General features: G+C 68.1%; 13 protein-coding genes. 4 read left to right on the top strand and 9 right to left on the bottom strand.

Annotation, left to right across the window (positions count from 1 at the left end):
* Positions 1-22: 22 nt before the first annotated feature.
* The 7 genes from GT347_RS20770 to GT347_RS20800 form a co-directional block, all read right to left on the bottom strand.
* The gene (locus GT347_RS20770; RefSeq protein WP_160554006.1) at positions 23-346 is read right to left on the bottom strand and encodes a type II toxin-antitoxin system RelE/ParE family toxin; all 324 of its coding nucleotides are present in this window, start codon (positions 344-346) and stop codon (positions 23-25) included.
* Complete coding sequence (locus GT347_RS20775; RefSeq protein ID WP_160554007.1) at positions 343-615, bottom strand: type II toxin-antitoxin system Phd/YefM family antitoxin; 273 nt, start codon at positions 613-615, stop codon at positions 343-345. Before GT347_RS20775 ends, GT347_RS20770 begins: the two co-directional genes overlap by 4 nt.
* A gap of 126 nt (positions 616-741) precedes the next feature.
* Positions 742-2,082, bottom strand: a complete 1,341-nt coding sequence (locus tag GT347_RS20780; RefSeq protein ID WP_160554008.1) for a dicarboxylate/amino acid:cation symporter — start codon at positions 2,080-2,082, stop codon at positions 742-744.
* A 66-nt stretch (positions 2,083-2,148) separates the two neighbouring features.
* Entirely contained in the window at positions 2,149-2,442 is a 294-nt protein-coding gene (locus tag GT347_RS20785; protein WP_160554009.1) for a hypothetical protein, read from the bottom strand.
* A 711-nt stretch (positions 2,443-3,153) separates the two neighbouring features.
* Positions 3,154-3,504, bottom strand: coding sequence for a DUF3325 domain-containing protein (locus GT347_RS20790; protein ID WP_160554010.1), 351 nt, complete (start codon positions 3,502-3,504; stop codon positions 3,154-3,156).
* Positions 3,501-5,150, bottom strand: coding sequence for a PepSY-associated TM helix domain-containing protein (locus tag GT347_RS20795; protein ID WP_160554011.1), 1,650 nt, complete (start codon positions 5,148-5,150; stop codon positions 3,501-3,503). The genes GT347_RS20790 and GT347_RS20795 overlap by 4 nt, the downstream gene beginning before the upstream one ends.
* A complete protein-coding gene (locus GT347_RS20800) occupies positions 5,147-5,533 on the bottom strand; it encodes a DUF3649 domain-containing protein (RefSeq protein ID WP_160554012.1) in 387 nt (128 codons plus the stop codon). Before GT347_RS20800 ends, GT347_RS20795 begins: the two co-directional genes overlap by 4 nt.
* A 277-nt stretch (positions 5,534-5,810) precedes the next feature.
* Between GT347_RS20800 and GT347_RS20805 the strand changes: the two genes are divergently transcribed.
* From GT347_RS20805 to GT347_RS20820, 4 genes are read left to right on the top strand one after another with little or no spacing between them, the layout of a single operon-like run.
* Entirely contained in the window at positions 5,811-6,692 is an 882-nt protein-coding gene (locus GT347_RS20805; RefSeq protein ID WP_160554013.1) for an isocitrate lyase/PEP mutase family protein, read from the top strand.
* Positions 6,679-7,539, top strand: coding sequence for an amidohydrolase family protein (locus tag GT347_RS20810; protein WP_160554014.1), 861 nt, complete (start codon positions 6,679-6,681; stop codon positions 7,537-7,539). Before GT347_RS20805 ends, GT347_RS20810 begins: the two co-directional genes overlap by 14 nt.
* 58 nt (positions 7,540-7,597) lie before the next feature.
* Positions 7,598-8,575, top strand: a complete 978-nt coding sequence (locus tag GT347_RS20815) for a tripartite tricarboxylate transporter substrate binding protein (RefSeq protein ID WP_160554015.1) — start codon at positions 7,598-7,600, stop codon at positions 8,573-8,575.
* Positions 8,576-8,610: 35 nt separating this feature from the next.
* The gene (locus tag GT347_RS20820; RefSeq protein WP_160554016.1) at positions 8,611-9,486 is read left to right on the top strand and encodes a LysR family transcriptional regulator; all 876 of its coding nucleotides are present in this window, start codon (positions 8,611-8,613) and stop codon (positions 9,484-9,486) included.
* Positions 9,487-10,115: 629 nt separating this feature from the next.
* Here GT347_RS20820 and GT347_RS20825 read toward each other — a convergent pair.
* Complete coding sequence (locus tag GT347_RS20825) at positions 10,116-10,934, bottom strand: M55 family metallopeptidase (protein ID WP_160554017.1); 819 nt, start codon at positions 10,932-10,934, stop codon at positions 10,116-10,118.
* Between the two features lie 21 nt (positions 10,935-10,955).
* The gene (locus GT347_RS20830) at positions 10,956-11,990 is read right to left on the bottom strand and encodes a DmpA family aminopeptidase (RefSeq protein ID WP_160554018.1); all 1,035 of its coding nucleotides are present in this window, start codon (positions 11,988-11,990) and stop codon (positions 10,956-10,958) included.

The following is an 11,990-nucleotide window of genomic DNA, read 5'->3' on the forward strand; positions in this document are numbered from 1 at the left end:
GCGGCCGGTGGGGAGAAAAAGCTCAGAGACCCCGGACCAGCCGTCTCAGCAACAGACCCTGCAAATCGCGCCTGGTATCGCACACGACGTAGATGTACGCGACCTCGTCCTGGACCTCGTAGATGATCCGGTTCATGCCAGCCAGCACCTGGCGATACGCGGCGATGTTGAGGCTCTCGAACTCCGGCAGCAGCCGACCGGCCCTGGGTTCCGCGGCGATCAGGGCCACGGCCTTTTTGATCTTGGCGAAGCTGGAGCGCCATGTGCCAGGACCGAAGTCCTTGAGGATGTAGCGCCTGAGCTCCTGCAAGTCCGCTTCTGCAGACTCCAGGAAAACGACCTTCATTCGAGGTCCTGGCGATCCATCTCGGCCAGCACATCGTCTGCCGAGCGGAACTTGCCTTCCTCGATTTCACGCTTGCCAAGCGCCAGGATCTTCAGCAACGCGAGGGTCTCCTGATGCTCTTCGTAGGACCGTACATCCACCACGACGAGCCTGGCTTCGCCGTTCTGAGTGATCAGCATCGGCTCGCGGCTTTGCGTGAGGTCCTTGACGATGTCGGCCGCGTGGCTCTTCAAATAGCTGATGGGCTTGATCTGGGTGGAGAACTTCATGACGGACCTGTCTGTCGATCAAAGACCGATTATGGTTTGAATTCGGTCCGAATGGTTCCATCCAGAAAAGACAAAGGCCGCTGCCAGTTGCCCGGCAGCGGCCCGATGTCTCACATCAGCCGAGGCTCAATGCGGCTTGGGCGCCACCCGCGCCTCTTCCAGCACCTCGGGCTCCTGCGCCTCCACCCAGGTCTCGTTGTTCAGCCCGGCGTGCAGCCGTTTCTCGTCGAGCGCGCCGGTCCACTTGGCCACCACGATGGTCGCCACGCCGTTGCCGACCAGGTTGGTCAGGGCGCGGGCTTCGGACATGAAGCGGTCGATGCCCAGGATCAGCGCCAGGCCTGCCACCGGCACATGGCCGACGGCCGACAGGGTGGCGGCCAGCACGATGAAGCCGCTGCCGGTGACGCCGGCGGCGCCTTTGGAGGTCAGCAGCAGCACGGCCAGCAGGGTCAGCTCCTGCATCAGCGTCAGGTCGGTGTTGGTGGCCTGGGCGATGAACACCGCGGCCATGGTCAGGTAGATCGAAGTGCCGTCCAGGTTGAAGGAGTAGCCGGTGGGAATCACCAGGCCCACGGTGGCCTTGTTGGCGCCCAGGTTCTCCATCTTCTCCATCATGCGCGGCAGCGCCGATTCGGAGGAAGACGTGCCCAGCACGATCAGCAGCTCTTCCTTGATGTACTTGATGAACTTCCACACCGAGAAGCCGTGGAAGCGCGCGATCAGGCCCAGCACCACGAAGACGAACAGCAGGCAGGTGCAATAGAACACCGCCATCAGCTTGCCCAGCGAGAACAGCGAGGCGATGCCGTACTTGCCGATGGTGAAGGCCATGGCGCCGAAGGCACCGATGGGCGCCAGCTTCATGATCATGTTGACCATGCCGAAGAGCACCTTGGAGCCCTTCTCGATCACGTCGAACACCAGCGTGCCGCGGCCGCCGAAGCGGTGCAGGGCGAAGCCGAACAGCACGGCCACCAGCAGCACCTGCAGCACCTCGCCCTTGGCGAAGCCGTCGACGATGGTGTTGGGGATGATGGCCATCAGGAAGTCGACCGTGCCCTGCATCTTGCTCGGGTCGGTGTAGGCGGCGATGGCCTTGGTGTCGATGGTGCTGGGATCGATGTTCATGCCGGCGCCCGGCTTGAGCACATTGATCAGCACCAGGCCGACGATCAGCGCGATGGTGCTGACCACCTCGAAGTACAGCAGCGCCAGGCCGCCGGTCTTGCCGACCTTCTTCATGTCCTCCATGCCGGCGATGCCGACCACCACGGTGCAGAAGATGATCGGCGCGATGATCATCTTGATCAGCTTGATGAAGGCGTCGCCCAGGGGCTTCATCGCTTCGCCGGCGTGGGGGTAGAAGTGGCCCAGCAGCACGCCGATGATCACCGCGGTGATGACCTGCAGGTACAGGGATTTGTAGAGCGGCGGCTTGGCCACCGTGGGGTTCAGGGACGTCAAGGGAAACCTCGATTTCAAAACAATGCGCGCGATTGTCAGTCAGCTTATGAAAGCAAGGGATAACCCTTAGGGGTTTGCCGAGGCGCTCTTCTTGCGGAAGCTGGTCTCCATCTGTTCGCATTCGGAGAGCTTGTTGCGCTGCTCCATGGCGGAGCCGCTGGTGTTGCGCCGGGCCTCGTTCCAGCATTCGTTGACCTTGTCGCGTTCGGTCTGCTGCTGTTCGCTGCTGGGGCCGCCGCGCTGCAGCAGGCCGCAGATCACCAGGACGACCAGGACCACGCCGGTCAGGGCCGCGGGGGAGGGGGGCCAGCGGCGTTTGGCTGCTTCTGCTTCCGGCGGGGTGGGGGCTGGCGGGGGCATGGGTGGCGTCCTTTCGTCGCTGCTCTGTCGGCATGGGGTGACGGCTGGTCACTATATGCGGGTGCGGCTTTTGTGCATTCTTCACTATTCTTTTTGGGGGGCGTGGCCTTTGGCCTGTTTGCTTCTTCTCCTGGTCGGAGGGCGGAGCTGGGGGCTTGCGCGCCCCCAGACCCGCGGTAACTTTCTTTCTGCTGAAAGAAAGTCACCAAAGAAAAGCTCAGCGGTCTTTCGCCCGCAACGGGCCTTCGCTGCGCTCGGCCTCTGGAATGTGCCATCCGACGCTCTTGAGGTGACAGTTTGGCCATGCCTGACAGGCGTTACGGGCCTTGCCTCCGGCTGCGGGCAAGGCTGGCAGGATGACCAACAGCCCCCACCGCACTGACGGCGCGGGCAATCCGTCGCGCGTGCATCGCCAGTGCCTTCAATCAACACCGCGTTCCTGCTCGCTTTGCCCGCAGCCGGAGGCAAGGCCCGGAACGTGGAAGCCCGCACGGCCAAACCGTCACGGCCAGAGCGTTCGATGGCACATTCTTCAGGCCGAGCGCAGCGACGGCCCGTTGCGGGCGAAAGACCGCCGAGCTTTTCTTTGGTGACTTTCTTTCAGCAGAAAGAAAGTTACCGCGGGTCTGGGGGCGCGCAAGCCCCCAGCTCCACCCTCCGCCCAGGAGAAGAAGGAGACAGGCCGAAGGCCACCAAAAGAGAGCCGCCCCTTCACCCCAAAGCCACCAAAAAAGCCCCACCCCCCAAAACCAAAGCCACCCCCATGGCCCGCAGCAAAACCCGAGGCGCATAACTGAGCACAAGCACGGTCACCACCGCACTGACAGTGAGCAAACCGCACCACAGCACCAGCCCCTGACCAAGCCCGCGCAAGGCCCAGCAAGCCAGCAGCGACAGGAGCAGCGCCAGGCTGCCTCCGCCCCGCAGCCAGGCACGCCAGCGCCCCGGCTCGCGCCCGCGGCCGAAGCTGTCCTCGTAGTGCCGGTCCATCGCCAGGCTCAAGGCGCAGAACCCGCCCAGCGATGCGGCCAGGGCCGCGGCCGATCCGAACAGCGGATTCATGGCGCGGCTCCCAGCTCACCGGCGCCGGCTGACGCAGCCGCACGCGCCGGCGCCGCCCTGGCCTTGGCGGCGGCCTTGCGTTTGCCCACATGCCACGCCGCACCGGCCAGGGCCAGCCCCAACCCCAGGCAGACCAGGTCGAACCCGGCGACCGCCCACAGCCCGTTGGCCATCGCCATCACCAAGTTGCCCGGTCCGGTGAAGGCATTGAGCAGCGGCACGCAGGCGAACAGCACGGCCCCCAGCCACAGCTGGATCTGCCACATGCGCCGCGAGGGCCAGGCCAGCCCGGCCACCGCCGCCACGCCCCAGGCGGCGAAGAAGCAGGTGATCTCCTCCTGCGGCCGACCCGCGATGCCCACCGGCAGCAGCCGGTTGGCCCAGAAATAGGTGGCGAAGGCGATCGGCAGGCCGGCGATGGCCGCCACGTTCAGCCCGTCGACCAGGCGCAGGCCGAAGCCGACACGGCCGCCGGCCTTGAGCGCCTTGGCGTATTTCTGCCGCTCCTTCACGCCCCACAGCAGCAGGCCGGTGGCCACCATCACGCAGCCGCCCAGGCCCGAGAGGAAGAACAGCCCGCGCATCAGCGGATTGGAGAAATGCGCCAGGTGCAGGCCATAGAGCACGCCGCGCGTCTGCACCGCGCCGCCGGGCGTGTCGCCATTGGCCTGCTGCAGCTCGCCGGTCACGCCGTGGAAGACCATCGAGGGCTGGTCGCTGGACATGTCCTGGCCGTCCTGCTTCGTGATGGTGATGACGGCATTGGCGTCGTTGGGATTGGTCACCACCAGGCGGCCCACCTGCGCGCCCTCGCCCCAGTGCTGGCGCGCCTGCGCCATCAGCGGCGCGATCGCGGCCAGGGTGGCCGGCTGGCCGGCCGGCTTCTCGTTGCGGGCGGAGAAGGCCGGGAACATCTCGGCGTTGAAGGCCTTGGTGTCGCCCTGGTAGGCCGCCTGCAGGGCCGAGGGCATGTACATGAACATCAGCGTGACCAGGCCGGTGTAGGTGATCATCAGGTGAAAGGGCAGCGCCAGCACCGCGGTGGCGTTGTGCGCGTCCAGCCAGCTGCGCTGGCCCTTCTTTGGCCGGAAGGTGAAGAAGTCCTTGAAGATGCGTTTGTGGGTGACGATGCCGCTGAGGATGGCCACCAGCATGAACATGGCGCAGAAGCCGACGATCCAGCGCGCCCAGATCGCCGGCATGTAGTGCAGGTCGTAGTGCAGGCGGTAGAGGAACTCTCCGCCCCGGGTTTCGCGGGCGCCGGTGGAGGGCTCGCCGGTGGCGGGGTCGAGGTTCACGCTTTTGAAGGCCGCGCGCCGCGGGGCCGCCTCGCCGGGCCTGGGCGGCTGCGGTTTGGGGTTCCAGAACATGCGGTCCATCGGCTCGCGTTCGGTGGGCAGGCTGATGAACCAGCGCTGGGCGTCCGCGCCGTGCTTCTGCAGGTAGTCGACGGCCGCCTGCGCCGCGCGCTCGGGCGACACCGGCTCGCTGGCGGCGCGGTGCAGCTCGGGCTTCATCCAGAAAGTGATCTCGTCCTTGAAGTACGAGGAGGTGCCGCCGCAGAACACCAGGAACAGCACCCATCCCACCAGCAGGCCCGACCAGGTGTGCAGCCAGGCCATCGATTGGCGAAAACCTTCCTTCATGCGCCTGCTCCCGGGTGGCCCAGATAGAAATACGCGCCCAGCACGGCGCCGAGCACCGCCGCGGGCAGCGCCAGGCCGAGCGCGGCGCGCCAGGCCGTGCGGGCGGCGAACACCCACATCACCGCGCAGGGATAGACCACGAAGGCCAGCAGGGTGGCGGTGACCGTGGCTTCGAGCCGGGTGGCCGGCAGCACCAGCGCCAGCACCGCCGCTGCCAGGGCCGAGACCGCGTAGCCGCCGAGGATGGCCGTCAGCGCGCGCATGGCCACGCCGAAGCGGTAGCGCAGGCCCTCGCTGCCGGCGGACAGCCAGCGGTGGCGGGTGGAGGCCGACGCATCGGCCAGGCGTGCGGCGGAAGAGGGATGGGCGGGAGCCTGGGTCATGGAAAACGGGGGGCGGGGCAGGACGCCGTGCGAACGGGTCACCACTTAACGAGAATGATTCCCATTGTAGCGGAGCGCCAAGCTTTGCCCGTCACCACAAGCATGGGCGGCTGATCGCTGGCAGGGCTTATGGCTGAAAGCAGGCGTCTGGCAGGAGGTTCACCCGGAATAAGGCGATTTGCATAAGCGGCACTTATGCAAATCACGCCCCGAACCTTCTTTCAAGCCCGCGCCGCCCTCCCTAAACTGGCGACCCTATTCCTGGAGACCTAGAAAAATGGACCAACACTCACGCCACCCCGGAACCCAGCTGCGCCAGGCCCTCGAAGCACGCCGCGGCCTGCTGGTGCCGGGCGCCGGCAATGCCCTGGCCGCCCGGGTCATCGAAAGCCTGGGTTTCGAGGCCGTCTACCTCAGCGGCGCGGGCCTGACCAACAACTTCTACGGCATGCCCGACCTGGGTTTCGTCGGCCTGGAAGACATCGCCCGCCACACCGCCGCCATCCGCGACGCCGTGCCCCTGCCGCTGATCGTCGATGCCGACACCGGCTTCGGCAATGCGCTCAACGTACGCCACACGGTGCGCACCCTGGAGCGGGCCGGCGCCAACGCGATCCAGCTGGAAGACCAGGTGATGCCCAAGAAATGCGGCCACTTCTCCGGCAAGGCCGTCATCGGCCAGCAGGAGATGGTGGGCAAGATCAAGGCCGCGGTGGATGCCCGCCAGCATGGTGACTTCCTGATCATCGCCCGCACCGATGCCCGCGCCATCCACGGCCTGGACGATGCCCTGGACCGCGCCCGCGCCTTCGCCGAGGCCGGCGCCGACGTGACCTTCGTCGAGGCCCCCACCGGGATCGACGAACTGCGCCGCATCGCCGCCGAACTGCCGGTGCCGCAGGTGGTCAACATCGTCATCGGCGGCAAGACGCCCGCGCTGCCCGCCGCCGAATTCGGCGCCATGGGTTTCGGCCTGGTGCTGTATGCCAACGCCGCACTGCAGGGCGCGGTGCGCGGCATGACCAATGCGCTGAGCCGCCTGCAGCGCGACGGCGAACTGCCGGAAGACCCGGAACTGGTCGCCACCTTCGCCGAGCGGCAGTCGCTGGTGCAGAAGCCGCTCTTCGATGCCCTGGACGAGAAATATGCCGGCAGCTGAGATCAGCGCCGTCGATTGCCACGCCCATGTTTTCGAGACCTCCCTGCAGCTGGCGGCCGGGCACCGCCATGCGCCCGAAGCCGACGCCCTGACCGACGACTACCTGCGCCTGCTCGATGCCCATGGCATCTCGCACGGCGTGCTGGTGCAGCCGAGTTTCCTGGGCACCGACAACCGCTACTTCCTGGCGGCGATCGCCCGCCATCCGCGGCGCCTGCGCGGCGTGGCGGTGGTCGATCCGGCCACGCCGCTGGCCGAGCTGCGCGCCCTGAAGGATCAGGGCGTGTGCGGCGTGCGCGCCAACCTGCTCGGCCTGCCGATTCCCGATTTCTCCTCGCCGGACTGGCGCGGCCTGCTCGGCCATATCCGCGAGCTGGACTGGCACCTGGAACTGCACCGCGACGCCTGCGACCTGCCGCAGCTGCTGCAGGCCCTGCTGCCAAGCGGCTGCCGCCTGGTGGTGGACCACCTGGGCCGGCCCGACCCGGCGCTGGGCACGGCCGACCCCGGCTTCGCCGCCCTGCTGCGCGCCGCCGACAGCGGCCGGGTGTGGGTGAAGCTCTCCGCCGCCTACCGCAGCGCCCGCGCGCCGCGTGCCCCGCTGACCGAGCGCCATGCCGATCTGGCAGAACAGGACGCCGCATCGGCCCGCGCCAGCGCCGCCGCCCTGCTGGCCGCCTTCGGCCCCGAGCGCCTGGTCTGGGGCAGCGACTGGCCGCACACCCAGCACGGCGAGTTCATCGACTTCGGCCGCAGCCGCGCCCTGCTCACCGACTGGGTGCCCGCACCCGCGCAGCGCTGCCGCATCCTGGTGGACACGCCCTGCGAACTCTTCGGCCTGCGCTGAAAAGCCCGCTCCATAATTCCGACCGTTTTCATCACAGCCTTCCAGAAGCGAGACTCACATGACCCATCCCATCCTGCGCCGCACCGCCCTGGCCGCGATCGCCGCCACCGCCTGCGCCGCCGCCGTGCCGGCCTTCGCCCAGGACAGCTGGCCCAACCACCCGATCCGCTTCATCGTGCCCTTCTCGGCCGGCGGTGCCAACGACCTGATGGCGCGCGCCGCCGCCGAAGGCGCCGGCAAGCGCCTGGGCCAGACCATCATCGTGGAGAACAAGCCCGGCGGCTCCACCAGCCTGGGCGCGGCCTACGTGGCCCAGCAGAAGCCCGACGGCTACACCTTCCTGATCAGCGCGGCCGGCGTGATCTCGAACAACATGATCAAGAAGTCCATGCCCTACAAGGACGCCGACCTGACCCCTGTCGCCATGGTCGGCCTGGCGCCCTCGGTGGTGCTGGTGCCGCCGGACGCGCCCTACAACAACCTCAAGGAATTCATCGCCGCCTCGCAGAAGGGCCAGGGCTTCCACTGGGCCACCGCGGGCACCGGCAGCACGCCGCATTTCGTCTCCGGCATCCTGGAGACCAAGTACGGCGCCAAGCTCGACATCGTGCCCTACAAGAGCGGCTCCGAATCGGTCACCGCCGTGCTGGGCAAGCAGGTGCAGGCCACCTCCGAGGCCAGCATCGTCGCCCTGCCCTACATCAAGAGCGGCAAGCTCAAGGCCCTGGCCGACACCTGGACCGCGCGCATCTCGGCCTACCCGCAGCTGGCGACCGCCCAGGAGCAGGGCTTCCCCGACATGCAGATCGCCCACTGGTGCGGCGTGCATGCGCCGGCCGGCACGCCCGAGGCCATCCTCGACAAGATGGCCGCCGCCATCGACGCCGCCATGAAGGACGCGGCCACCGCCGAGCACCTGAAGGCGCTGGGCATCGAACCGATCGGCGGCACCCGTGCGTCGTTCGTGAAGTTCGTCGACGAGGAGCGCAGCCGCCTGCGCACCGTCGTCAAGGCCACCGGCATGACGGACGAGTGAGCGGGCGGGCGGGTCCGGACGGCACCGGCGCTGCGATGGACACCCGCCTGATGCGTTACCTGCTGGCCATCGCCGATGCCGGCAGCCTGACGCATGCCGCCGAGGCGCTCGGCGTGGCCCAGCCGGCCTTGAGCCAGGCCATCAAGCGCCTGGAGGCCGACCTGGGCGTGCGCCTGTTCGAACGCTCGCGGCGCGGCGCCGCCCTGACGGATGCCGGCCGCGCCATCATCGACGACGTGCGCGCCAGCCTGGCCCTGGCCGCCTCGGCCACCCAGCGTGCACGGGCGATCGCCGGCGGCAAGGCCGGCCGGCTGCACATCGGCTTCGTCACCCATGCGGTCTACGACGTGCTGCCCTCGGCGCTGCGCCTGCTGCGCGCCGACTTCCCCGGCGTGGAGATCGTGCTCAGCGAGATGGGCAATGCCGACCAGCTGCAGGCGCTGGAGCAGGGCGCCATCGACCTGGCCCTGCTGCACACGCCGCTGCCCTTGCCGGCCCGGGTGCGCATGAAGCTGGTGCGGCGCGAGCGCCTGGTGGCGGTGCTGCCTGCCGGTTATGCGCTGGGCGCGGACGGGCGGGTGGGCATGGCCGACATCGCCGCGCTGGGGCTGGTGTGGTTTCCCGAGCGGCAGCTACCTGCGATGCGGGCGGGCATCGTCGCCGCCTTCCAGCGGGCCGGGCTGGAGCCGCATTTCGTGCAGGAGGCCAATCGCTCGTTGACCGCGCTGTCTTGCGTGGCGGCGGGGATGGGGGCTTCGCTGCAGCCTCAGTCCGCGGCCATGCTGGCGCATCGGGGGGTTTTGTTTGCCGAGCTGCGGGATGGGGATAGCTTGCCGCATTTCGAGCTGGGGGTGCTTTGGGTCGCCGGGACTCGGCCTACCCTGGCGGAGCAGTTGGCTGAGCGGTTGTGAATTTTTTTGGGGGTTTGGGCTTTGGTCTGTTTGCTTCTTCTCCTGGTCGGAGGGTGGAGCTGGGGGCTTGCGCGCCCCAGACCCGCGGTAACTTTCTTTCTGCTGAAAGAAAGTCACCAAAGAAAAGCTCGGCGGTCTTTCGCCCGCAACGGGCCGTCGCTTCGCTCGGCCTGAAGAATGTGCCATCCAACGCTCTGGCCGTGACGGTTTGGCCGTGCGGGCTTCCACGTTCCGGGCCTTGCCTCCGGCTGCGGGCAAGGCGAGCAGGAACGCGGTGTTGATTGAAGGCACTGGCGAGGCACGCGCGCCGGTTTGCCCGCGCCGTCAGTGCGGTGGGGGCTGTTGGTCATCCTGCATGCCTTGCCCGCAGCCGGAGGCAAGGCCCGGAACGCCTGTTAGGCATGGCCAAACTGTCACCTCAAGAGCGCCCGATGGCACATTCCAGAGGCCGAGCGCAGCGACGGCCCGTTGCGGGCGAAAGACCGCTGAGCTTTTCTTTGGTGACTTTCTTTCAGCAGAAAGAAAGTTACCGCGGGTCTGGGGGCGCGCAAGCCCCCAGCTCCACCCTCCGCCCAGGAGAAAAAGCAAACAAACCCCAGAGCCCCCCTCCGCCCAGGAGAAGAAAAAACTCAACGCAGCATGGAAGACATAGCCGAACAGCAGTTGAGCATCCGCACAGCAGCCTCAACGCTCCCAGCAGTAAAGCCAAGCGTCACCCCATCAACCCGTTCGAATTCCGGCCACTGGCAGAACAGCTCGGCCAGCGCAGGCGACTGGGTGCGCAGGGTCACGCGCAGCGGCCCGGCCAGCACCAGTGGCCGCGCCTGGGCAAGCCCGGCCAGCCCTTCGATCACCCCGGCACGAATGGCCGCCCGCGACTGCTCCGGCGACAGCGAGATCCCGCTGGTGAACCCCGTCGCCCGCTTGGTCTGCACGAAGGCCGCCCGCGGGAACAGCCCCCGGTTCTCCTCGATGAACACATCGTCCCCGCTGCCCATCACCACCGGCACGCCGTACTCGCCCGCCAGGGCTCCGTAGAGCCCGGCCTCGCCCAGCTCCTGGTCATTGAGCCAGATGCCGGCGAAGGCAAAGCTGTTGATCGTGTGCGCCAGGATGCCCCGGCCGCGCGCCCGCGAGTGGTAGCCCACCATGCACAGCGCATCGGCACCCAGCTCCACCCCGGCCACCATGCTCAGGTAGCGCGGCTTGCCCTGGATGGCCTGGGCGCGCGGGTCCAGCACGTCGGGCGGCATGTTGCGGAAGCCGCCGTGCGAGTCGTTCACCCAGACCTCGGTGGCGCCGGCGGCGAAGGCGCCGTCGATGGCGGCATTGGCCTCGCGGGCCATCAACAGGCGGGCGCGTTCGAACTCGGGGTTGCCGGGGCGCACCTGTTCGGCGTGGTAGACGCCAGCGACGCCTTCGATGTCGGTGGAGATCAGGACTTTCATGGCGGGTCGCTTCTTCTTCGATCAGGAAAGGGCCAGCACTTCGGCCAGGGCCGGGCGGCGATGGCCGTCGCGGCCGGTCACCGATTCGGCGCGCAGCAAGGCGTGCACGATGGCCTGTTCGGTGCTGTCTGCCGCTGCCTGGAACAGGCTGTCGAGCAGCCCGTCGTGCAGCATCGCCACGGCGGGCATGGGGCGTTCCGGCCGGTCGGGCACGGTGTAGGCGGTGGAGAAGGCCAGGGCGATGTCGCCGCTGCCATGGCCGAAGACGGAGCCGGTGCGCGCCAGGCCCGCGCCGGCGCGTTGGGCCAGGCGGCGCAGCTGGCGGGCGTCCAGCGGCGCGTCGGTGGCCAGCACGATGATGATCGAGCCCTTCTCGGCTTGATCGGCCTCGGCGGACTCCGCATCGCTCAGCTTCGCGGCGAGCCTGTCGCCCAGCGCCTGCCCGGCCAGCACCAGCTGCCGCGGCTTGCCGTAGTTGGACAGCACCAGCGTGCCCACGGTGTAGTCGCGCCCCTGCACGGCGGCGATGCGCGAGGCGCTGCCGATGCCGCCCTTGACCTGGAAGCTCGACATGCCTCGCCCGGCGCCCACGGCACCTTGGGCGAACTCGCGTGCGGCGGCGACCAGCGCCAGCCGGTAGTCGGCCTCGGTGACCGCCATGCGCTGGATGTCGTTGAGCCAGCCGTCGTTGCATTCGAAGACCAGCGGATTGACCGTGGGCAGCGAGCGCCCCGTCTGCGCATTGGTCGCCACGCAGGCGCGGATCTGCGCCGTGGCCACGGTGCCGACCGAGAAGGTGTTGGTCAGCGCGATCGGTGTCTCCAGCACACCCAGCTCGGCCAGCTGCACCAGGCCCACGCTCTTGCCGAAGCCGTTGATCACCACGGCCGCGGCCGGCACCTTGTCGCGGAAGGCATCGCCCGCATGCGGGCGGATCACCGTCACGCCGGTCTGCACCGCGCCTGCCGCCAGGGTGCGGTGGCCGACGGTGACACCCGCCACGTCGGTGATGCTGTCGCGCGGCCCGCTGGGCAGGAAACCGATGGGAGCGGGCAT

Source organism: Xylophilus rhododendri, from assembly GCF_009906855.1.
Lineage (GTDB): Bacteria > Pseudomonadota > Gammaproteobacteria > Burkholderiales > Burkholderiaceae_C > Xylophilus > Xylophilus rhododendri.

Coding starts and splice junctions, on each gene's coding strand:
- GT347_RS20770 (WP_160554006.1), bottom strand. CDS start 346: ATGAAGGTCGTTTTCCTGGAGTCTGCAGAAGCGGACTTGCAGGAGCTC.
- GT347_RS20775 (WP_160554007.1), bottom strand. CDS start 615: ATGAAGTTCTCCACCCAGATCAAGCCCATCAGCTATTTGAAGAGCCAC.
- GT347_RS20785 (WP_160554009.1), bottom strand. CDS start 2,442: ATGCCCCCGCCAGCCCCCACCCCGCCGGAAGCAGAAGCAGCCAAACGC.
- GT347_RS20790 (WP_160554010.1), bottom strand. CDS start 3,504: ATGAATCCGCTGTTCGGATCGGCCGCGGCCCTGGCCGCATCGCTGGGC.
- GT347_RS20795 (WP_160554011.1), bottom strand. CDS start 5,150: ATGAAGGAAGGTTTTCGCCAATCGATGGCCTGGCTGCACACCTGGTCG.
- GT347_RS20800 (WP_160554012.1), bottom strand. CDS start 5,533: ATGACCCAGGCTCCCGCCCATCCCTCTTCCGCCGCACGCCTGGCCGAT.
- GT347_RS20805 (WP_160554013.1), top strand. CDS start 5,811: ATGGACCAACACTCACGCCACCCCGGAACCCAGCTGCGCCAGGCCCTC.
- GT347_RS20810 (WP_160554014.1), top strand. CDS start 6,679: ATGCCGGCAGCTGAGATCAGCGCCGTCGATTGCCACGCCCATGTTTTC.
- GT347_RS20815 (WP_160554015.1), top strand. CDS start 7,598: ATGACCCATCCCATCCTGCGCCGCACCGCCCTGGCCGCGATCGCCGCC.
- GT347_RS20820 (WP_160554016.1), top strand. CDS start 8,611: ATGGACACCCGCCTGATGCGTTACCTGCTGGCCATCGCCGATGCCGGC.
- GT347_RS20825 (WP_160554017.1), bottom strand. CDS start 10,934: ATGAAAGTCCTGATCTCCACCGACATCGAAGGCGTCGCTGGCGTCTAC.
- GT347_RS20830 (WP_160554018.1), bottom strand. CDS start 11,990: ATGCCCGCTCCCATCGGTTTCCTGCCCAGCGGGCCGCGCGACAGCATC.